The organism is Arthrobacter sp. TJ-170 (genome assembly GCF_058269305.1).
The window spans coordinates 256,387-278,401 of record NZ_JBZCNL010000002.1 but is presented as its reverse complement, the minus strand read 5'-3'; the positions used below and the strand labels follow the sequence as shown (position 1 = coordinate 278,401).

17 protein-coding genes are annotated in these 22,015 nt (G+C 59.1%); 10 read left to right on the top strand and 7 right to left on the bottom strand.

Annotation, left to right across the window (positions count from 1 at the left end; all coding sequences use genetic code 11):
- Entirely contained in the window at positions 1-729 is a 729-nt protein-coding gene (locus AC4D1W_RS05270; protein WP_490898041.1) for an ABC transporter ATP-binding protein, read from the top strand.
- Between the two features lie 19 nt (positions 730-748).
- On the opposite strand, the gene AC4D1W_RS05265 is transcribed toward AC4D1W_RS05270, so the two are convergent.
- The 3 genes from AC4D1W_RS05265 to AC4D1W_RS05255 form a co-directional block, all read right to left on the bottom strand.
- Positions 749-2,719 carry a DUF6541 family protein gene (locus AC4D1W_RS05265; RefSeq protein ID WP_490898040.1) on the bottom strand — a complete coding sequence of 657 codons (1,971 nt, stop codon included), beginning with the start codon at positions 2,717-2,719 and terminating at the stop codon, positions 749-751.
- Between the two features lie 128 nt (positions 2,720-2,847).
- Positions 2,848-4,878 (bottom strand): DUF6541 family protein, encoded by a 2,031-nt coding sequence (locus tag AC4D1W_RS05260; RefSeq protein ID WP_490898039.1) that lies wholly within the window; start codon positions 4,876-4,878, stop codon positions 2,848-2,850.
- A 13-nt stretch (positions 4,879-4,891) separates the two neighbouring features.
- Complete coding sequence (locus AC4D1W_RS05255) at positions 4,892-6,082, bottom strand: polysaccharide pyruvyl transferase family protein (protein WP_490898038.1); 1,191 nt, start codon at positions 6,080-6,082, stop codon at positions 4,892-4,894.
- 163 nt (positions 6,083-6,245) lie between these two features.
- On the opposite strand from AC4D1W_RS05255, the gene AC4D1W_RS05250 reads away from it, so the two are divergent.
- From AC4D1W_RS05250 to AC4D1W_RS05235, 4 genes are all read left to right on the top strand, one after another.
- Positions 6,246-6,911: a glycosyltransferase family 2 protein gene (locus AC4D1W_RS05250; protein ID WP_490898037.1), complete on the top strand. Its 666-nt coding sequence runs from the start codon at positions 6,246-6,248 to the stop codon at positions 6,909-6,911.
- Between the two features lie 6 nt (positions 6,912-6,917).
- Entirely contained in the window at positions 6,918-7,298 is a 381-nt protein-coding gene (locus AC4D1W_RS05245; protein ID WP_490898036.1) for a DUF2304 domain-containing protein, read from the top strand.
- A gap of 141 nt (positions 7,299-7,439) precedes the next feature.
- Complete coding sequence (locus tag AC4D1W_RS05240) at positions 7,440-8,570, top strand: acyltransferase family protein (RefSeq protein WP_490898035.1); 1,131 nt, start codon at positions 7,440-7,442, stop codon at positions 8,568-8,570.
- Positions 8,571-8,896: 326 nt separating this feature from the next.
- Positions 8,897-9,655, top strand: a complete 759-nt coding sequence (locus AC4D1W_RS05235) for a glycosyltransferase family protein (protein WP_490898034.1) — start codon at positions 8,897-8,899, stop codon at positions 9,653-9,655.
- A 35-nt stretch (positions 9,656-9,690) separates the two neighbouring features.
- Here AC4D1W_RS05235 and AC4D1W_RS05230 read toward each other — a convergent pair whose 3' ends face one another.
- Together AC4D1W_RS05230 and AC4D1W_RS05225 are read right to left on the bottom strand one after the other, a co-directional pair.
- The gene (locus AC4D1W_RS05230; protein WP_490898033.1) at positions 9,691-10,212 is read right to left on the bottom strand and encodes a hypothetical protein; all 522 of its coding nucleotides are present in this window, start codon (positions 10,210-10,212) and stop codon (positions 9,691-9,693) included.
- The gene (locus tag AC4D1W_RS05225; protein ID WP_490898032.1) at positions 10,212-11,429 is read right to left on the bottom strand and encodes a glycosyltransferase family protein; all 1,218 of its coding nucleotides are present in this window, start codon (positions 11,427-11,429) and stop codon (positions 10,212-10,214) included. The genes AC4D1W_RS05230 and AC4D1W_RS05225 overlap by 1 nt, the downstream gene beginning before the upstream one ends.
- Before the next feature lie 868 nt (positions 11,430-12,297).
- Here AC4D1W_RS05225 and AC4D1W_RS05220 point away from each other — a divergent pair.
- A complete protein-coding gene (locus AC4D1W_RS05220) occupies positions 12,298-12,621 on the top strand; it encodes a glycosyltransferase (protein ID WP_490898031.1) in 324 nt (107 codons plus the stop codon).
- Here the strand turns inward: AC4D1W_RS05220 and AC4D1W_RS05215 are convergent.
- Entirely contained in the window at positions 12,613-14,223 is a 1,611-nt protein-coding gene (locus AC4D1W_RS05215) for an ABC transporter ATP-binding protein (RefSeq protein ID WP_490898030.1), read from the bottom strand. The two genes, AC4D1W_RS05220 and AC4D1W_RS05215, sit on opposite strands and share 9 nt — an antisense overlap.
- A gap of 346 nt (positions 14,224-14,569) precedes the next feature.
- Here AC4D1W_RS05215 and AC4D1W_RS05210 point away from each other — a divergent pair, with 346 nt between their 5' ends.
- The 4 genes from AC4D1W_RS05210 (at position 14,570) to AC4D1W_RS05195 (ending at position 19,087) form a co-directional block, all read left to right on the top strand.
- Positions 14,570-15,559 carry a glycosyltransferase gene (locus AC4D1W_RS05210; RefSeq protein ID WP_490898029.1) on the top strand — a complete coding sequence of 330 codons (990 nt, stop codon included), beginning with the start codon at positions 14,570-14,572 and terminating at the stop codon, positions 15,557-15,559.
- Between the two features lie 106 nt (positions 15,560-15,665).
- Positions 15,666-16,850 carry a glycosyltransferase family protein gene (locus tag AC4D1W_RS05205; RefSeq protein WP_490898028.1) on the top strand — a complete coding sequence of 395 codons (1,185 nt, stop codon included), beginning with the start codon at positions 15,666-15,668 and terminating at the stop codon, positions 16,848-16,850.
- Between the two features lie 139 nt (positions 16,851-16,989).
- The gene (locus AC4D1W_RS05200; RefSeq protein WP_490898027.1) at positions 16,990-18,102 is read left to right on the top strand and encodes a glycosyltransferase family protein; all 1,113 of its coding nucleotides are present in this window, start codon (positions 16,990-16,992) and stop codon (positions 18,100-18,102) included.
- Positions 18,103-18,106: 4 nt separating this feature from the next.
- Positions 18,107-19,087 (top strand): glycosyltransferase family protein, encoded by a 981-nt coding sequence (locus AC4D1W_RS05195; protein WP_490898026.1) that lies wholly within the window; start codon positions 18,107-18,109, stop codon positions 19,085-19,087.
- A gap of 32 nt (positions 19,088-19,119) precedes the next feature.
- Here AC4D1W_RS05195 and AC4D1W_RS05190 read toward each other — a convergent pair whose 3' ends face one another.
- A complete protein-coding gene (locus tag AC4D1W_RS05190; protein ID WP_490898025.1) occupies positions 19,120-21,804 on the bottom strand; it encodes a GH25 family lysozyme in 2,685 nt (894 codons plus the stop codon).
- Positions 21,805-22,015 lie beyond the last annotated feature (211 nt).

Genomic DNA, 22,015 nt, shown 5'->3' with positions numbered 1-22,015 from the left:
ATGGCACTGGCAATCGAGATCAGCGGAATCCGAAAGCGCTTCGCACTCCGACACACGCGGTCCCTGAAGGAAACTGTCGTGTGGCTGCTGAAAGGCAGAAAAGGAGATCTTTCCCGCACATTTCCGGCGTTGGACGATGTGTCCCTCCTTGTGGAAGAGGGAGAAACTGTCGCGCTGCTCGGGTTCAACGGATCCGGAAAGTCCACGCTCCTCAAGCATATTTCCGGGGTCATGTTGCCGGACTCAGGAACGGTAAGGACTCGAGGCCGCGTTGCGGGCCTCATCGAGGTCGGAGCCGGGTTTCACCCTGACCTCAGCGGCAGGGATAATGTATTCCTCAACGGTGCCATTCTCGGGATGTCTGAAAAGGACATCCACAAGCAATTCGATTCGATAGTCGACTTTGCTGAAATCGGCGAGTTTATCGATACGGAAGTCCGATTCTACTCGTCGGGCATGTACCTGCGATTAGCGTTTTCGGTAGCCGTCCACACCGATCCGAATGTCTTCCTCATCGACGAGATCCTTGCGGTAGGCGACGAACCGTTCCAGCGAAAGTGCATCGGCAAAATCAAAGAGTTGGCCGATGCAGGAAAAACGTTGATTGTGGTCAGTCATGACCTGGATTTAATCGGCCAAATCTGTCGCCGCGGAGTCGTGCTGGAAAAGGGACGTATCGTCCACGACGCGCCGGTTGCGGAGGCCATAGCCCATATCCGCGGTTCCTGACGCGCTGCGCTTCCGGAACCTAACCGCAGTTAGCGACTTCGTACAGCTTGGCGTCGCCTTCCTGGTCAACGAGTCGATAGTTGCTCGGGTCGTCCACGTCGTCGAACGCCGGGTACGAGTGGGCCAGCGGCCGGTCAAGCAGATAGTAGTCCCCGAAGTCCAGGACATACTCGACTCCTAGGTCTGCAGCGACGGTGCAGGCTTCCGAACCGCTGTCGGCGCTGTTGAGCTCCTGGGCGACCAGCGACAGATCCGGTGACAGCGACCCCATGTGATACTGCGTAACCTCGATGCCGCTGAATGCGTAGGCCAGAGCGCTGCCATTCCAAGGGTTGACGGCGACAACAGCATCGTCGGGTACGGTCTCGTCCAGACGCTCAAGAAGCTCACGCTCGGCGGGGGACAGAATCGTTGGGTTGCCGTCGTAAGTGTGGTTTATATGGGTTTCCACTACCATCTGATCGATCGATCCACGTTGGCTGTACACAGCGCCCAGCACCACGAAGATTACGGTGAGAGCTCCGGCGAGAATTCCCGTCGTCGTGTGATTGGCGCCAAGGGCATTGAATGCTCGCTGCAGAACACGGCGACTTCCGGTAACCAGATACGCGGCCCCGAAGGCCGCAATGACGACGGTGGGAATCGGGAGGAGGGACGCCAGCCGTTGGGGGTCCTGGTACCAGGACCCCGTGAGTACCATCCTGATGAACCCGCGGGGCTGGCTCGCGGCGACTACATAGAGCAGAACAGCGACGGCGAACACGCCGAGCATCCACCCGGGGGCCCTTCGTTTCGCGATCCCGACTATCCCGGCTGCGGTGGCGATGCTGAGAACCACTGCCACTTGTCTTCCGTGTGGCGCGCTCGTGAGCGCTTCGCCCATTGCGTCCCAGTGGCTGTCATTGAAGGGAAGCCAGCTGTCATATCTGGTGATGAGAAGCGCCCGCCATACCGCGAGAAAGGCGCTGGCTGAGACGACAGCGACAAGAAGGGGAATCCACAGTCTCTTAAACGAACCTGTCCGGTACCTCTCGCGGGTCCAACTCCACCATTTCCAGGAGATGATCGGCAGACTGAGAGCCAGCAGGGCTGAGAACCCGTTCGGCTGAGCAGTGAACAGCGCAGCAAGTCCGGCGGCAAGTGCGATGAGGGAACCCAAGGGACTGAGTCCGTTTCGGACCACCATCCTTAGACTGGACACGACGATGGCGAGTACCGCCGGAAGGACAGCGTACGAAAGAAGGTTGGGGTACAGGGGCCCGAAGTCGAGCAATCCGAGTGGAAACGCAGGGAACGCTGCTGAAAAAATTCCGGCAAATAGAAGCGCGATCGGCTTCGGGCCGAGGACAATCCGAGTCAGCAGGATAGCGCTAACTGGCCAGACGACGGAGCAGATGACGATGTTCAATGCGTTGACTGCGACAGGGATCGGTTGTTCGGTCAGTTGTGCAACGATCGAAGCAAAGCTGTGCCAAGCGGCCGGATAGATTGCCACGCCGGCGTCTGGATGAAGCATGCGACCGAGGGTGAGACTCGAAGCTTCACCTTCTTCAAGGACATACCTGACCGCGTTCAGGTGATAGACGTTGTCGTAGCGTTGAGCGAGGTTGTCGGGAGCGCCCAGAGCGCGGGTGAGGTTGTAGACCGTCGCTACGCCGCCGACGACCAGTCCGACGGCGGCCGCAACCAGGGAGTAGCGGTCCAGCCTGGGGGAAGGCGACCGTTTAACCTTTGAGTCAACCAGTTTGCTTATACCGAAAGCGACCGCAGAGAGCGCGAGGCTCAGTAGCAAATAGGTAACGACCGACCAGTCGATGCCCAGATATGGCGCTATCGCTCCGCTCACGCCTGCCAACCCGACCGAGAACACTGGTACCAGGCCCACAGCTAGAGGACCCCGGGCGCGGAGTGCTAGGGAAAACAGGGTCCCGGGTATCAAAAGTAAAGCGATCGCTATCGCGATCGCTGGCAGGGCAGCCCACCAGGACATCTATTACTCCTGCGGAATCCGAATAAGAAGGGTTAGCGCCTGCGTCGAGGAAGAAAATCTAGGCTGGCGAACCCATCGACACTATCACGCGCGATTCTCAACAAGCCGTCGAAACTCTGCAGTCTGAATCAACACGCTGTAATTCTGTAAAGGGTGTGAGTGCCGTCCGTAGCCACAACCTCAAATCCCTGGTCGGTGTTCGTGCTGTAGAAACCGGGCCACGTCCGGAGCACGTCACTCCCGTGAGAAATACCGGGACGATCCTCATAGAAATGAGTCGCCCCCACGCTTCCCAGCGCTTGGCATACGGCGGGATCGGCATGGATTTGATTGAAGGACCCACGCAAGTACTCCTTGGCTTCGTGCCCGTAAGTGGCGGAACCAAGTTGGGTGTACACGACTCGCCGCTGCGCGAGAGTGTAGAAGAACGTCTCACCATTGAAAGGATCACCGACCACAACGGCGTCCTCAGGCAGGAGGTCCGATTTCGCGGATATGAACTCCTGCTCACCGGCGGAAAGCACACCCATGCCCGCCGTATCGGTCCGGTAATTCTTTGCTGCGACCGCTATCCGCTCCGCAGAGCGGTAGTTATCGGAAGCAAAATAGGTCACAGCCACGAGCGCGAGAGCAACGACCGCCGCCGTGCGGGAAAACTCTCTGGAAGCCGGCGTGTGGTCGATTGCTTGACGGACCATGGAGGAGAGCTTCCGCGCAGACGCGTCAAGCATCCAGCCCGCGAGAAGAACCCCGGTCATCGTGATCATGGGAGCGATGCGCTGAGTGTCCTTGTACCAGAACCCGGTAAGCCAACGCGCGGGATTTTCGGGCCCTGCCGCCAAGACGTGGAGCAGCACAAACGCCATCCACGCGACTGCGAGCGGACGGCGCTCCTTAAGAAACAGCCCAACCAGTGCGCCCGCTATCGCGAGCAGGCCGATATAGGTATTGAACTCATCCATGTCGGGCGCTTGCAGTGCGGGGAAGGTTGCAAGATCGAACACTGCCAGATAAAGCGAATCCGGAAGCTCTGCCCGCACAGTGCGCTCATAACGCATCACTGCCTCCAAGAGAGAGGAACGGGAGAGAACTGTCAAAGCGACTGTCAGAAGTCCTGCCCCCGCAAGCAACGATAGGACGCCGACCCTGTCACGATGCCGCAGAACGTCCCGCAGCCACGGAAACCCATATGTGACGGTAAACGGTATCGCGGCTATGGCCAGTGCCATTAAGGCGCCGGGATGGGCAGCAGCGGTGCCCGTGACCGTCAACGCTCCTACCAGGAATGCAGAGGAGCCGTCCCGAAGATGCGGTCCCCGCGGGTATTGGCGTTCCATCCGCCGTGTGAAAAGCATACGAAGGACAACGATCAGAATTGCAAGCGCAGCGGGAACGAGGGCCGTCCCGAAGCCGTTGGGCCATTGTCCGCTGCGAATCAACTGAGCGTAGGGAAAGCTGATGTAGGAAGCTGTAAGGACGGGTGTGAGTAACCAGATGAGGGGGCGTTTCGGGAAGACTACCGAAGCGAGATAGGTGAGACTGATCGGCCAGAGGACGCCGCCGATCAAAAGAGTCAAGACATTTGCTGCCGCCACGACGTCACCTGGAATGAGAGAAGCGATCAGGTGCCATCCGACGGGATAGTAATTGGCGCTTGACTCGCCGTAAATGGGGGACACGCTCCATGGGGTTGCGCTTCCTGATTCGCGAATCCACTGGACTGCATTCATGTGGAAGATCGGATCCCATCCCTGGGATGCAACTCCGATGCTTCCCATGCCCCGGTGGAGAGCAATCACCGTCAGCAGCGATCCCACGAAGAGGGAGGCGACCAGACCGACAGCGTACAGACGGTCGAGCTGTGCCTCCTCTCCACGCGGGAACCCTACCCGGAACCAGCGGCCGAGCATCCAAAACAGGACGGAACTGATGACGACTCCACACAGCGCTGTAGGAAGGTTCCAGGGGATTCCCCAAACCGCCAATGCCAGGCTCGTCACGCCCAACGGAACAAGCCCGGCCGCCGGCGCGAGTGCACAAGCTGCGGGAATGGGAGTCCGCAGGGGGAGCAGTATCAGAAGTCCGGGTCCCATGAGGATCGCAAGCGCCGAGATCCCTAGCGGCACAAGGGCTACCAGAGCGGATAACTCAGAGAGCATTAGAAGCTGGTACTCATTTGCGCAGTCGGGCGTTGAAAGACCTCCCGGCAGAGCGGCTCAACCGGGCGAGCGGACGGGCGCGCGCCAGGTCGGTCACCTTTTTCTGTCCATATAATTGCTTCGCTTCGGATTCTTTCAGGGCCGAAAGTTCCCCTAATTTGTCCGAGAGGGTCCCCGCGCCCGAGGCCCTATTTGGAGGACTGTCCGATGCGGTGGTCGCCCAGCCGCTACCCAGGTCCAGAAGGGACTGATGCTTGACATCGTAGTAACCGGGATTCACGGGGAGAGCGACGCCGTCTGCACCTGCCGCCGCAGCCAACAAATGGAAGTGAAATCGTGTTGTGATCCAGGTTTGCCGGCGCGACAGCGGGAGACCGCTTCGCCATAGCTCCGTGAAGGGCAGAAAATTTTCTTCCGGGATGATGTCGGCCAGTTGCTCATAGGCAACACGGTCGGCCCCGGGCACGGCTTCTACGTAATGCAGGGTGCGTCCGGCATCCGCCATGGGCCGCAGGAGGTCTCGTGCTGCTGAGACGGCGGAATTCACAAGCGCAGGTTCAGCAGTGTCACTCTGGATACATACGAAAACGCCATCGCGCGAATTCCTCTCTAATTCGTCTTTCACTCCCAGGAACGCGTCGTCCGCGGCTTGTGCAATCCCGTAGGTTTGTGCGCTAGTGAGGTCCCGAGCGGTCGCGTGATTGAAGTCGGCGAAGAGATCCAGATTCACCAGCTCGTCCCCGACGGCGGGCATCAAGCCCAGACCCGTTGCGAACAGGTCCGCGCCTGTCAGTCGGTGCACTGCACGCACCGCATAGACGAGAGCCGAGTGATTAGCCCACATCCCGTTGATATAGCCTCCACCGATCAAGTGAAGCGAGCTCATCTCCCGGAGTTTCAACAATCCGAGATCATAGGCAGGAGAGCCGAGGTTCTCTACGAGCGACTCAATCCTGGCTTTGAGTGCTGGTCCCTTCAGCTCGCGGTTCTCAAATGCACAGCGCCACAGTGTATCCGTGATGTGCAAACGGGGATGGAGACCAGCGAAGAGGGTCTGTGCTGTGCCCGGGTGAGGACAGTCAAGCCAGATCTCAGCTTCCGGCCGCTCAACGGCGAGGAAGCGAAGCCAAGACGCAGTGATGAACTCGTCGCCGAAGTTTGGGTTGCCCGAGGATCCGATGAGGTAGATAGGCCCGCAATTCATAGGAAAGACCTTAGCTCAGGGCAAGCGCGCCTTATCGCCGGCTGACGGGCAAGTTACCCTCGTGTCCCGGACCACTTGATCCCGAACTCGAACTCACTGCTTAGATTTAGTCCTGGTGCGGGCGCGCAGCGGGCGAACCTACTCGCTATGGGATACTTACTTGGTGAGTCGCACCTGGATCGTCATTCCCCTCTACAACGAAGCGCCTGTTATTGGTGATGTTGTCAGGGGAGTGCTTCCGTACTTTCCGCACGTGGTGTGCGTCGACGATGGCAGTACTGATACATCCGCAGAGGCCGCTCGTGAGGCGGGCGCTGTAGTGGTTCAGCACCCGGTGAACCTGGGCCAGGGCGCCGCGTTGCAGACGGGTTTTGAGTACGCCCTGTCGGATCCCGATATGACCAGCGTGGTGACGTTCGACGCGGACGGTCAGCACCGCGTCGACGATGCCATGGCAATGGTCGCTCGTCTCAACTCAGGTGAAGCCGACGTAGTTCTTGGATCGAGATTCCTCGATAGCCGTACCAACATCGGGTGGCTGAAGCGGTTGGTCCTACGTACAGCAGCATTCCAGACCCGGTTAACGACTGGCATGCCGCTGACGGACGCACACAATGGCCTCCGTGCCTTCTCACGAAACGTGACGTCGAATATCCATCTGACGCAGAACCGAATGGCGCATGCCTCCGAACTTGTGCAATTGCTTGCGGTGCTGCAGCCCCGTTGGACTGAACACCCGGTCCAAATCGTTTATACGGAATATTCAAAGTCCAAAGGCCAGTCTCTTCTCAACTCGGTCAACATCATCGCTGACCTCCTGTTTAGGTGATCTAACGTGCTCATCGTTGTCCAAATTTTGCTCGTCCTAGCGGTCGCTCTTGTCTCTCTGATACTCATTCGTGGTGGTTCCAACGCCAAGCATATGGCCGTCAGACGGATTATGGTTCTACTGTTCGCGCTGACCGCTGTTCTCTCCATTTTCTTCCCGTCTCTGCTTTCCTCTGCCGCTCACCTATTGGGAATCGGGCGGGGGACCGATCTCGTCCTTTATGCCTTCATCGTCAGCTTTCTGGTATACATGTCGACGACCCACCAACGGTTCCGGCATATGGAAACGTCGATCACCAAACTCGCCCGTCGGGTCGCTCTGGACGAAGCGACACGTCCCTGGGAAAGAAACCAGTCTCAGGGCGACCGATTCAGCCCAAATCCCTAGCGAAGGAGTCACGGCAAGCTGGTAGGCTGCGGGATCTTCATAGGTGTCACAGCTGCGAGCGGTCCATATGAGGATGTCTATTCTGTCCGGTGGGCTCTCGCTTGGGGGTTATAGAAGGCAATTGCAGATAGGCTGATCCCCGTGAACTTTCCTTTGTCGGGCGTACCCCAATCAATCTCGCAGCCGGCTGTCGACGCTCAGATCACCTCTTCGACAAGTGGGAACCGATTGGCTTGGGTTGATACGGCAAAATCCGTAGCCATCATTCTGGTGGTGGTTTACCACGTCAGTGTCGTCGGGGTAGCACGTCTTTTGCCTGATGCGGACAGCGCAATTTTGTCCTTCTGGGATGAGCTGAGTCGTATGCTGCTGCCGGTGCGGATGCCGCTCTTTTTCCTCGTGGCGGGGCTTCTTGCAGCGCGAGCAGTGTGGCGGCCTTGGAAGGATCTTTGGCGTAGGCGTCTGGCTGATCTATTATGGCCGTTTCTTCTATGGAGTGTATTATTCGCCGCTGTGACGGCGTTTGCTTACCGACCCTCAGCACCAAGGTCGTATTTTTGGGAGAATTTGGCTGCGATTCCCTTTGGTGGAACGGCCTACTGGTTTTTGTCGTTACTCGTGAGTTTCTTTGTTGTAACCAAGTTGCTTCGCCACTGGCCAGGCCTGATGATGCTCACCGCTTTTTTCCTTCTTATGGTGACGCCCTTTCTCAAAGATCAACTGCAGGTCTTTCTGCCTGACGCACTCGTGACCAATATTCTTAGGGGGACCGTATTCCTGTTTTGGTATGTCACGGGATGTTTCGCCGCTGCCGCCGTTCGTGCGATCGCAGCCGCGAATCCATGGCCGCTCGTGGGCGCAGCTTTTGTTCTTTATGCGGCGCTTACTCACGTTGTGAATCTGAAGAACGCTGGCCTGTCATTGAATCTGGCCCTTTCAGTCGTTGGAATTGTGGGCGTATTGGTTCTTTCTTGCTGGGCGTCGAAGTTCCGATGGGTTCGATCGGCCTCAACGTATATCGCCGCAAGAACGCTGCCGATATACGTGGTCCATCCCATTATTTTGAACGCATTGATAGCAGTTTCGGTTGCTCTGGGTGAAGGATCTACAGTGCTGCCATCCAGCCACGCGCTATTGAACTCCCTAATCGTGCCTGCGCTTGTCGCGATAAGCGTCACCGTTGCGGTGGTGCTGTATGACTTGACCGCGAAGACGCCGTTGCAATGGATATTCCAGTTCCCTCAGCCGTCTCGAGCACGTAAGTTGTTGTGAACGAACGTATCGATGGCACGGTCGAGTGACGATACACGGTCTATAAAGAGTTGTGGAAGACTGGCGGGGTGAACCGTATGCCTAACGAGGATGCGCGAGATGCTGTTCGTGTTCTTCATGTAAATGATTGCGCCTTTTACGCAGAACGAGTGCTCACGGAAGCAGCGAGCAGAGGTTTGCCCTGGGGGTTCTACCCGCGGGCTACGGTACGGTCCGCATCTGGCCTCGTTGGGCGTTTGCAGTACATGACGGACGGGATGTCATGGTTGAGGGGACTCGCCTGGCGCTCCTTGTCGACAGACCTGTTGCACATCCACTCCGGAAGCATGCTTCAGCACACAAGGTTCATTCCCAAGAAATTCGTTCTCACGTTACACGGAACCGATATCCGTACTCTGCAGTACGATCCTCGTTGGCGGGCATCAATAGTCAAGGGAGTCAACGAAGCGGCCGTGGTCATGTATACCACACCCGATCTACGGGAGCATGTGCTTCCGCTCCGCCCGGATGCGATCTACCTGCCGGTGCCCATATCAGTTGATGCACTTCCCCCGGCCGCACCGGACCGCGGGAAGCTACCACGGATTTTCTTCGTGTCACGTTGGGACGACTCGAAGGGCGCTCAAGCGCAACTTGCAACCGCCCGGGAACTGATTCGATTGAGCCGGGGGCGTTATGAGGTCTGTGGCCTAGATTGGGGACCTTCTGCTGGTCAGGCATCCGTAATGGGCGTGAAGCTGGTGAATAGAATGAGCCATCAATTGTTCCTCGAGGAATTGAGTCGTTCTCATGTGGCGATTGGGCAGTCATCCGGTCTACTCGGTGCAACTGAGTTGGAAGCTCTCGGCATAGGTGTGCCTTTATACATGCCGTTGGAAGCGGGCCTTTACTCCGCCGACCTGCCGGTGGGATGGGGGAAAGGCGTAAATCCACAGGCGATGGCGGAGATGATAGATGCTCACATTGACAGCGAAGCAGCGATGCTGGCACTGAGAGAAGCTGGCACTCGCTGGATCAGCGTCAATCACAATACGGCCACAACGGTGGACCGTCTTTGTGAAATCTACCGTAGTGCGATTGGGTGAATATCCGTTAGTCCCGCAAGGACGAAGCAGGAAACTTAGCGGTCAGCGTTCACGCGGAACTTTGCAGAGAATATCTTCTCGGCCGCCTGCAATCCGAAGTAGGAATACGGGACCACTCCGCGTTGTGCTAAGTGCCAGGCCGCCCGTACGGCAGCTAGGTCTGCGGCTAAAACGATATCGGCCGAGGAAAGAAGCCGCATAGCTTCTCGGTCGGCTTGTACAGCACGCCACACGACCCGCGAGGGATCCGTAGGTCCGAGGGAGATGAGTAGCCGACCGAGCGAGGTTCGCCTGAGGACTCTGTCCAGCAGGTCAAGACGTAACGCTGAGATGAGCCGGTCGGTCAATGGGGGATTCTCCGGCTGGATTTTTCTCTTCATTGAGATCTCCCGGCCGCCGCTCGGGGTGCCACTGCAGACAAGCGAAACATGAACCTCACGTCCTGCTGCGTCGCTAAAAACTGCCGCTGGGGAGCGGTCGCCCAGGGATGATTTGAGCAGTTGCTCCGGCGCCGTTGTGGTGCCGGCAAGGACGACTACATGGAGCGGCGCGCTCATCAATTGTTTCCTCCCACGAGGTGGCGTAGATGTTCGATACGAGGTTGCAATTGTTTATCTCGGGAAAGATGTTGCGCCCAGTCTTGGTTCTGTGCGTAATCCTCTGCAGTCATTGAACCTGCCCGATCAGCAGTTTGGAGGAACACTTTGCCCACTGCCTCAGGTGTCACTTCATCCAACGCAAACCAGTCTCTTCTTCCGCGGAGAATGTCGCTTGAGGCTGTTTCCGGGTGATGTAGTGACGCTATGGGCAATCCTGTCGCGGCATACTCGAATACTTTTCCACTTGTAACATATTTGCTACGTCCAAGTATCAAAAGTAGCGCGTCGAATTGCTTGTAAACGTTTGCGACGTCCGTCTTGCTCACCGGTCCTTCATAGGAAACAGCATCATTGCGATACTCATCCAGCAATGCAAGCACCTTGGGGTCGGGCTCCGCGTAGTGCCCCAATCGCCCTCGAAAAACCAAGCGAGACGCCGCAACCAGTTCGGACTGTTCTCGGGCTAAACGCCATCCCTCCAGAGATTCGCGAAGCGGCATGGGGCCGTAGATAGTTCCTAGGTAACCGAACACGAGGCCACCACCTTGACTCTCCAGCGCCGGGGGTCGCATTCCTCTAAACTCAGCGGCGAACTCTTTCTCGAACGCATTGGCCACGACGTAGTAGTTCGCTCGGTCTGTAGGGTACGCCTGGGCGTGCCAGTCGCGTATCGGTGCATTTACGAACCACGCTTCGGCCGCGTGTTTGAGAAGCTCTCGCTCTTTGCGCGCCGAGCGGGAGCGAGGCGATCCGATGCGTTTGTCTGCATAAACGTCCAGATGCCAAGTGTCTCGATAGTCCATGACATATGGAACGCCTGCCTGCTTGTACAAGTGCCATCCTGGAACGAAGTCGACATTCGGATTCGCTGTACCGATGACCAGATCGACTGGCTTGATCCGATGCACTCTATCCGTGGCGGCGATAAGCGCGCCCTTCCATCCGCCGTACACGGGTTCCGGGAACCGGATCCGGTCTTTCTGCGAGCGCAGATAGGTCCATAAGAGATTGGAAGTGACGCGCCCACGGGACCATTTGGAAAGATCGGGTTCCCCTCGGATCCAGCTGAACGGTACCCTCTCCACGTTGACTCGGGGATCGATGTTCTTCTCGAGTTCCGTATCGGTCCCAGTCTGGTATTCGAAGACCTCGCGACTAGCAGTCAGAACCGTCACATCCCACCCTTGACTAACGAACGCGTTCGCCGTGGCAAGTGCGCGGTAAACGCCCGCGCCCCTAGAAGGCGGGTACCCCCAAGCGACGTACAGCAGATGGGGTCGGTTCTCAGCAGTCATCCAGTGGTCTCCTCCGGGCTAGGGCGCTAGCAACTTTACATTGGCATGCTCGAGTGAGCGAAAGGACTGCTAGTTTCGAAGTATGTCTGACAGCATCAAGGAAACCAAAGCGCTCCATCTCTACGACTGTGCCGACGTCGGAGCGACGCTCGTCAAGTACGGCCGCGCTGGGGGCCGTCCGTGGCGCTACCTTCCGGCGCGAGACACAAGTGTTGATGGCGTGAGCCCGGTGGGGTCTCTCAGGAGGAGTGCCAGCGTTGCAGGATGGACTGCAAAGCGCTGGCTGGGAAGTGTTGATGCTGATCTGATCCATGTTCACTTTGGAACCAGACTAGATGTCCTTGCTAAGTGGCCCCGCAGGCCCTTCATCGTTCACTATCATGGGACCGATATACGGACCTTCTATCATGATCCGGCTCAACGCGACAGCATCCAGTGGGGAGCGGACAACGCGATGGCTGTACTATATTCGACGCCGGATCTCAAAGTTCATGCGGAACAGGCGCGGAGCGACGCCATCTACTTGCCTAACCCCGTAGATCTGAGTGAACTGCCATCGTGGCGGCCAGGGCGAGCGCCCCTCGTAGTCTTTTCCTCACGGTGGGAGGATTCCAAGGGCGGACACCAGCAACTGGAGCTACTGTCCGCAGTTCGTCGGGTATTGGGACCTGAGGTTCGAATAGAAGGCCTCGATTGGGGTGGCGATGCTAAGGAGGCGCAGCGACGAGGCGTCGAGCTAGTTCCGCGGATGTCCAAGCAGGACTATCTACGGTGGCTTTCGAAGGCACATTGCGTCGTGGGGCAAACGTCGGGGATCCTCGCTATGAGCGAGCTTCAGAGCGTTGCCATGGGGATTCCGCTGGTGGCGCGTCTCGGCCCGGGACTATATCCAGATCCCGTTCCCGTTGTCACCGGACTAACCGCGGAGGATCTCGCCGCCAAGGTCGCCTTTGTCATGCAGGACCCGGTGACGATTGCAAACCAGTTACAGGCACGTAAGTGGGTGGAGAAATACCACTCGCCCGACGTCATCGTGGACCAGCTTGCAACGATTTATGGGCAACTAGCTTAGACCTGCCAGAGCAGCCTGCCGCGCGAAGTCGGGGACTTGCGCAACTACCTCGTCGAACGACCCCTGCGCGTCTACGCGCCCGTCCTTCATGAAAAAAACGATATCGGCATTCCTGATGGTCGAAAGCCTATGGGCCACCGTTATAACGGTAACCTCACCGTGAAGCTCTCGTATTGCAGTTGTTACTGCTGCTTCAGTCGTTGTGTCCAGCGCGCTCGTGGCTTCATCCATCACAAGAACATTCGGGTTGTCGTAGAGGGCGCGCGCTATCCCTAATCGTTGCCGCTGGCCGCCCGAGAGCGAATGGCCCCTTTCAGCGATCAGAGCATCGATTCCTCCCGGGCGACTGTTGATCGTATCCAGCAGCTGGGCCCGTCGAAGCGCCGTCTCCACCTTGGCCCGGTCAACATTGGACGGGTTCCATGTGAGCGCAACGTTCTGCCCGACAGTTGCATCGAACAGGGATACCTCCTGCGGAACGTAGCCGATGCGCTTGCGCCAGTCATCAAGAACAAAGTCCATGCGCACGCCACCCACTTCGATGTGCCCGTCGCTGGGCTCAAGCAGCCCCAGGAGAAGGTCTATGAGTGTGGATTTCCCCGCACCGGAACTTCCGACAAAAGCAACGTGGGTTCCGGCAGGAACGAGGATACTGACGCGGTCCAAGGCCGGCGATTCAGCATTGGGATAGGTGAAGCTGACGTTTCGCAGCTCGATATCAACTCTTCCTGAATCCAACTTCTGTTGAGGACGATCACGCACGCGGGCCGCGAGTAGCTCCTCGCCTTCCCGAATATCCCGCATGACGTTATTGGCAAAGGAAGCGCTCGAGTTCGCTTGCGACTGAACCGCCTGAAGGCGAGTGAGCGACGGAACGAGCCGGAAGCCGGCCACGGCAAAGAGACCGACCGCGCTGACAGCACCCTCAGGGCCGTCCATTGCCAGTCCAACCCCGCCCACCAGCGCGAACCCTACGATCAGCGCTGTTTCGAGGACGTAGCGCGGCACTTGGCTCAGAAAGATGGATCTCGCGCGTGCCCTCGAGCTCCTGGTCCGGGTCATGTTGACTCGCTCCTGAACGTCGGGAGCCCTCCCCGCCAACGTCAGTTCCTTCAAAGTGTTCATTGCCTCGGTGAGCATCGTGACGGTTTTTCCCGACCACTGACGATTCTCTCGACCCGCTTGAACTGACATGGGAGAGATCACCCGGGCGAGCAGGAAGGCAACGAAACCAAGATAAACAAGTGTCACGACCGCGATGATCGGCTCCGCCACAAACAACACGACGATAACGGCCAGAAGCGTTCCGAACTCACCGAACAACGTCATGGCCGGGATGAGCACGCCCGCGACTGTAATTCCCACACCAACGTCGACCATGCGGACGAGTTCGCTGGAATTCTTCTTCAGACGATTCACCCAGGGGGAAGCGAGATAAGAGGCGAAAAGGCGGTCACCGATGGAAACTTCATGTTGGGCGAACCGCGCAGTGGCCATCCGCAGTAGCAGGACTGCCAAGACGCCCTTGAGGACAATGAGTAGGCAAACCCCAATGAGGATAGGAAGAATCACTCCCGACACATCGCCGATGAGGGGAAGCACGACTGACTCTCCGCTAACGAGAGCAGGAAGAATCAGGGCTACAGCTCCCAGTGCCACCATGTCGAGTACGGCCAGACATGCGCTGGCAACTCCGTAACCGAGAAGGAAGCGGCGGCTGCCTGCGGGGAGCGTGGCCAGAAGAGGGCGCAGTATGTCGAATAGGTTTTTCATGCCGTCCAACAGCGTACTCGAAACCTCCGAGCAAGGGACTCCCGCTGAACCGTGGTACAGGAATTTCCATTGACGCAGGCAATGACGTCGGCGTACCAGGAACTGCTCTACGGAACATGGGGCGCCGTACGCAAAATTCCATGGTCAGCGGTGTACTTGCCGTAGATTCTCTCACATGGTCGAGCGAGGATTAGACCCGAAAGTCGTTCATTTCTTCGACTGCGCCGACGTGGGCAGGACTCTGGTGAAGTATGGACGAGAGGCAGGATATCGATGGCGTCACCGACCCTGGCTTGCCGAAAGTATGCGCCCGCAGGATCAGAAGCCCAGATTTCCCGCGCTGACGGAGACGCAGTGGAGGATTCGCAGGACTGTAGAAGCAGCAAGGGGGGACATCATGCACATCCACTTTGGCACGCGGGCCGGGGCAGCCAGGAGCCGGCCGTACATTCCGTTCGTGATGCACTGGCACGGAACGGACATCAGAAACTATTACTACAATGCCGCGAGCCGGCCGTCTATTCAGTGGGGGGCAGAACGAGCAGCGCACGTGGTTTACGCCACACCAGACCTGGCCGAACACGCCTTACCAGCTCGGCCAGATGCGACCTACTTGCCAATCCCGATTGACTTCTCGGAACTTCCTTCGTGGAAACCGGTCGGGCCTCCCAAGCTGGTGTTCTCGTCGCGCTGGGACGAGTCTAAAGGCGGGGAAACGCAGGTGGCACTCCTTCGGCAGCTTAAAGCAGGTCTAGAAAAAGACGTTCTTTTCGAAGGCTTGAACTGGGGTGACCGAGCCGCCGAAGCTCGAGCCCTGGGCGTTCAGCTGGTTCCCCGGATGGCCAAGGACCGCTTCCTACAGTGGATGGCAGGAGCCCACTGTGTGGTGGGACAAACAGCAGGCATCCTGGCAACAAGTGAACTCCAGGCAGTTGCTATGGGGGCTCCCACGGTTACGAGTGTGCGGTCCGGGTACTATCCCGGAAGCCCGTTCCTGACCGAGGCCGATCCGGAAGCGGTCACACATCGCGTCCGACAGGTTCTCGAGGACCCCATATCAGCGTCAAGACCCTCGAACGGTGCATCCTGGGTCCGCCGGCACCACGGGCCGGAAACACTCGTTCCGCAGCTTGCCGCCATTTATAGGGCTGCTGTCAAACACTGAGATCGGTATTATCCGCATTCAGTGGAGGTTCAGACCTGGCCGATAGAATAGCGACGATCACAGTCGCTCGCCGGTTGTGCTTTATGAAAGCAGAGATATGGAAACGGTGACTGAAAATCCGCGTGACTCGTCTCGACCGCGCGTACTGGTGCTGTCGTTCTCGCCCATCACTCGGGACCCGCGGGTGCTGCGCCAAATTGGTCTCTTCCGTGAGTTCGCCGACGTTATCTCCTGCGGTTACGGAGAGGCGCCGGAGGGCGTCGTCGAGCATATCCAGATACCGGTCCATTTAAACTCGTGGCGCACCAATTACAAGAAGGTAGCGGCGCTCCTGGCCACCCGCCAACACAAGCGCCTTTACTTCAGAGCGGAGCGCGTCCGGTTTGTGCAGGACCGACTCCCCCAAGGCAGCATGGACGTGGTGGTAGCGAACGACGCTCTTGCCGTCCCGCTGGCATCGTCTCTACGTCCACGCATGGGTTTGCATGCCGACCTTCATGAGTACGCTCCTCGTCAGGGAGAAAACAATCTGAAATGGCGGCTTCTTGTGGGCCCCCTGATGGACTGGGCCTGCCGCGAGTACGTGACAAAAGCAGATTCGGTATCAACCGTGGGCAAGAGGATCGCCGAGGAGTACGCCTCGGTGTACGGCATCGTCGAGCCCGCCGTGGTACCGAACGCCTCCGGGTACGACGACAGGTTTGCGCCCACCCCCATTCAGTCACCACTGCGGCTGGTCCACACGGGAGCCGCAGGCCGCGGACGGAAAATCGAAGTGATGATAGACGCCGTCGAGCGGGTCAACCAGCTCCGTCCCGGGACGGCGATAATGGACCTGGTGCTCGTGCCGGGTGAGCAACGATATATCGATGAGTTGACAGTCCGAGCAGCGTCCGTGCCGGGCGGTGCCGTGCGCATGAAACCTCCGGTGCCGTTCGACCAAATTGTGCCCATGCTGCAGGACTACGATGTCGGCGTCTTCGTCTGCCCACCCAGCACCTTCAACCTGGAACACACGCTGCCGAACAAGTTCTTCGAGTTCATTCAGGCCCGGCTCGCGATTGTGATCGGTCCCTCCCCGGAGATGGCCAAATTGATTCACGAGTACGGAGTGGGATGCGTAGCGGCGGGATTTGATGCGGAGGCGACCGCGCAGGTCCTCCTGTCGCTCACGGACGAGCGGGTGAGCGAGCTGAAGGAGAACGCCCACAGGGCCGCGAGTCGACTGAGCTCAGAACAGCTGACCCGCCCATGGATCCATGCGGTACGAAAGCTCGCTGCCATGGGTTAACGTCCTGGGAATGTCAGATTCGCCATGGACTTGCACCGACGTCGCTAGGGTGGAAAATATGCCACACGATGAAGCATCTGGCCCAACCCGCCCAAGGGTACTTGTCCTCTCGTTCTCTGGGATAGCGCGCGATCCCCGCGTGCTTCGGCAAATTGGTCTATTCCGGGAGTTCGCTGATGTTATCTCCTGCGGTTACGGGCCATCGCCTGACGGCGTGGTCCGGCACGTTGAGATCCCCGACAGCCTCCCCGCCTGGCACGCAAGCAAATTCCGTGTCGGGTTTTTCCTCAGCGCGCGCCGATACCACCGCCTCTATTTCGGCGCCGACAAGGTCCGGTTGGTGCAGGACCATATTCCCCCAGGCAGCGTGGACGTCGTGGTCGCGAACGATGTACTCGCCGTTCCGTTGGCTGTCTCCCTGAAACCGCGCAGAGGAGTGCACGCCGATCTCCACGAGTACGCACCCAAACAAGGCGAGGACGACCTGAAATGGCGTCTGGTGATGGGCCCGTTCATGGACTGGGCATGCCGGCAATACGTCACGAAAGCGGATTCGGTGTCGACAGTGGCCGACGGCATCGCGGACGAATACGCCTCCGTGTACGGAATCCCGAAGCCCTCGGTTGTTCCGAATGCTTCCGCTTATGAGGATTGTTTCAGCCCGACTCCCGTTCAATCACCTCTCAGGGTGGTGCACACTGGCGCGGCCGGTCGTGTACGGAGAATCGAAGTGATGATAGAAGCCGTCCGCCGCGCCAACGAACTTCGTCCGGGCACAGCGACGCTGGACCTGGTACTTGTGCCGGGGGAACAACGCTACATTGACGAATTAGCGCAGAAGGCTTCCACCGTGCCTGACGGCGCCGTGTGTATGAAGGCTCCGGTCCCTTTTGAGCAGATCGTCCCTATGCTGCAGGCTTACGACATCGGGTTCTACCTTTGCCCGCCCAGTAACTTCAATATGGAACACGCGCTGCCCAACAAGCTATTTGAATTCATTCAGGCGCGGCTTGCCCTTCTCATAGGTCCTTCCCCGGAGATGCAGGCACTGGTGGAGCGCCACGGCGTTGGACTCGTAGCGGGGGGATTCAACGCGGAGTCCGCCGCAGTCGCGCTCACCCGTATGTCAGCAAATGAAGTGATGCGGATGAAGGAAGCTTCGCACACCGCAGCAAGGGAACTGAGCGCCGAAGCGACGAGCAGTGCGTGGCCCGACGCCGTACGGAAGATTGCTGGTATCACTAATGGTTGAGTCGATGCCCCGCATCCGCGCCCTTCACGTCCACGATGCTGCGAGCGTCGGGCGTAATCTCGTCGACTATGCCAACGAGACCGGGCAAGCCTGGAGGACCACGGACATACCCTGGTATTACCGGAAAGTATGGACCGGCCCCCTGATGCATCCTGCCATCCGGGCGCGCCCGGCGCTGTGGGACGGCGCGCTGGCAGTGAGTAGTATGCAGACGGACGTGGTTCACCTTCACACCGGAGGCCTGTCTCCCCACATGCGCTGGGTGCGGCGGCCGTGGGTGCTGCATCTGCATGGCTCCGATGTCCGAAGCCGGCAGTATGACGGATGGGCGCCGCGGTTGCGCTTTGGCGCCGAACACGCGGCTGCGATCCTTTATGCCACACCCGATCTGCTGCCGCACGTTCATAACCTCGACCCGCGCTCGGAAGCCAGCTACTTCCCGATCCCGGTTCGGCTGGACCAGGCGCCACGCTGGTTACCGGTCCCAAACCGGGTAATTTTTGCCTCCCGTTGGGAAGAGGTAAAGGGCAGCGAGGCCCAGATCGAGGTCGCGCGGCGGATTCGCACTGAATGCCCCGAAGCTGAGCTGCTAGGCCTGGACTGGGGGAAGGACGCGGAAGCGGCACGCAGTGCAGGGGTAAAGCTGCTCCCGAAAATGCCCTACGCGGAGTACAAAGCGTGGCTTGGGAGCGCCGCCGTCGTCGTCGGCCAGATGACAAACATCCTGGCAACAAGCGAGCTTGAAGCGCTGTCGATCGGAGTACCGCTGGTCAGCAGCGCTTCACCTGAGTTTTACCCGGACCTGGTTCACTTGAGCGCCCCGACACCGGTAGCGGTGGCACAAGCCGTTGCCCGCATTCTCGCCGACCCGGGACAGGGTTCCCGACAGCAAGGAGGCAAGCAGTTCATCGCCGAGCATCACGACGTAAAGGTTGGCGTCCAGTCCCTGCTGGAGTTGTATGGACGGGTTCTAGAGCAGGCTTAATCTGAAGCCTTGCACTCTTGAGGCAAACGTTGTCATTTCATGAATGGTGTTCCGGCGAGGGTGTAGGTGGTCCAGCCGGCGCCGATGGTGGCGGCCGTTCCGAAGCCGTTGGTGGTGAAGGGGTAGTAGGTGAGGGTTCCGGTGGTGTTGCGTCCGATGATGCCGCGGCTGGTGGTGCCGTTGAATCCGTCGACGGCGTTTACGGTATCGATGACTCCCCAGCCCTTACCGATGGTGGTGCGTGAGCCGGAGAGGATGGTTCCGGTTCCGCTTCCGGTGTAGCGCAGGAGGTTGTTGTTGGCGTCGCGGGAGAGTAGATCCATGCGTCCGTCGAGGTTTTGGTCGGCCATGACGATGGGCATGTCGGTGAAGCCGGAACCGATTTTGACTGCGCTGCCGAGTTGGTGGGTTGAGGTGTGGGGCCAGTAGTAGAGGGCTCCGTCGGAGCGTGCGCCGACTATTGTGATGCCTTGGCCTTTGACCCATGGTCCTACTGCGAGGCTGAAGTTCTGCCAGCCGGAGGAGCCGATCTGAACGGGCGGGTTGAATCCGCCGGTGGGCTTGCCTGGGTAGTAGCTCAGGGTTCCATTGTCCCGCTGGGTGAGGAGGTCGATGGTGCCGTCGGCGTTCCAGTCGACAGGGTTGATCGATTTAATACCCGTCCATCCTGAACCGATCTGGAATCGTGTGCCGAAGCCGCCCTTCCCGTTGGCTGGGTAGTTCCACAGCCTGCCGGATGAATCGATCGCCACCATATCCGCAAGCGCCCCCACCGACGGTGACTCAGGTGCAGGTGCAGGTGCAGGAGCCGGTTCAGGGGCCGGAGCCGAGGTCGACTCGGACAGCGGTGCGCTTTGCGCGAAGTCTGTTCCGGCGAGGGTGTAGGTGGTCCAGCCGGCGCCGATGGTGGCGGCCGTTCCGAAGCCGTTGGTGGTGAAGGGGTAGTAGGTGAGGGTTCCGGTGGTGTTGCGTCCGATGATGCCGCGGCTGGTGGTGCCGTTGAATCCGTCGACGGCGTTTACGGTATCGATGACTCCCCAGCCCTTACCGATGGTGGTGCGTGAGCCGGAGAGGATGGTTCCGGTTCCGCTTCCGGTGTAGCGCAGGAGGTTGTTGTTGGCGTCGCGGGAGAGTAGATCCATGCGTCCGTCGAGGTTTTGGTCGGCCATGACGATGGGCATGTCGGTGAAGCCGGAACCGATTTTGACTGCGCTGCCGAGTTGGTGGGTTGAGGTGTGGGGCCAGTAGTAGAGGGCTCCGTCGGAGCGTGCGCCGACTATTGTGATGCCTTGGCCTTTGACCCATGGTCCTACTGCGAGGCTGAAGTTCTGCCAGCCGGAGGAGCCGATCTGAACGGGCGGGTTGAATCCGCCGGTGGGCTTGCCTGGGTAGTAGCTCAGGGTTCCATTGTCCCGCTGGGTGAGGAGGTCGATGGTGCCGTCGGCGTTCCAGTCGACAGGGTTGATCGATTTAATACCCGTCCATCCTGAACCGATCTGGAATCGTGTGCCGAAGCCGCCCTTCCCGTTGGCTGGGTAGTTCCACAGCCTGCCGGATGAATCGATCGCCACCATATCCGCAAGCGCCCCCACCGACGGCTTACTTGAGACAGCCGTGGGAGCGCTCCCGCCCCCCGCGAACGACTGGAGGCTGGTCATGGAACCGTTCCACTGGTTCCAGTCGCCGACGACCGGACCCTTGTCCGTGTACTGCCAGACGCTGTAGAAGCTCCAGCTCGCGGGCAGAGTGCCGGCACCGTAGTTGTTGTATGAGGCTATGTGCAGAGCATGGTCCGAAAACGCAGCACTGTTTCCCGTGCACCGGTACCACCAGTCCGTGGTGGTGTAGATCATCGGCTTGCGTCCCGTGAGCGTGACCATCCGGTTGGAGAAATCGCGAATCCAGTTGACCATCTGCGAAGCGCTCATGTCGTAGCAGGTATTGCCCAACTCGGGGTAGGGGTTGTATTCCACGTCCAGGAGCGGGGGAAGAGTCTTCCCATCTGCGCTCCACCCACCACCGTTGGCGACGAAATAGTTTGCTTGTGCAGCGCCGCTGGAGACGTTGGGGATGGCGAAGTGGTATGCGCCGCGGAGCATGCCGCGGTTGCCGGCGCCGTTGTATTGGCTGCCGAAGTAGGGGTTTTTATAGACCAGCGCTTCCGTGGCCTTGACGTACGCCCAGCGGGAGCCGTAATTCCAGGCGCCGCTCCAGTTGACCTCGCCCTGGTGGCTGCTTACATCGACGCCCAGAACTCCCGACGACGGTTGCCAGTAGTTGGTAGCGGTGGGAGCCATCGCAGCGCCTGAGTCCGTTTCAGAGGTGCTGTCGAAGCTCTTCGGGAGAGAAGAAGCTTCAGCCGGCGACGGCTCCTGCGCGTTCCCCGTCTCTTCCAGACGGTCGAGTCCCTGGCCCATGCTGGCACCGTGTTTCCCGATAAGCTCCGCGAGCAAGGCTGCGTTGTTTTTGTAGTCAGCTGCAGTGAGCTCCCCTTCCGACGACGGCGTCGCTGTCACCGACGGCGAAAGCGTCGCCGACGGGGAAGGCGACGGCTCCTCGATTGGAACCGCCGACTCGGTCGTGGCCGTCGCGTCGGCGGGACTCGGAGATGCTGTAGCTCCCGGTTCAATGCCGACTGCCGGTGTCATACCCGTGAGGAGGCTCAGGGTAACGAGGGAAGAGAGCGCGAAGGTCTTGGATGCGCGGGAAGCTATCACGGTGAGGTCTCCAGATAGGTGCAGGCCCCCGAATGGACCGGGTATCTTCCCGGTGGAGAGGAACCTGCGTGTTACGTATGCGGCTAGAGGGTCGGGAGTGACGAGCCGTGGCAAAGTTCTCCACAGGCCCTTCATCCGGCTAGGTAAGTTGATTTGGTGTGCCCTACGCTTTGAGCCAGGGAAACGAGCTTGAACGTGCAATATCAGTCTG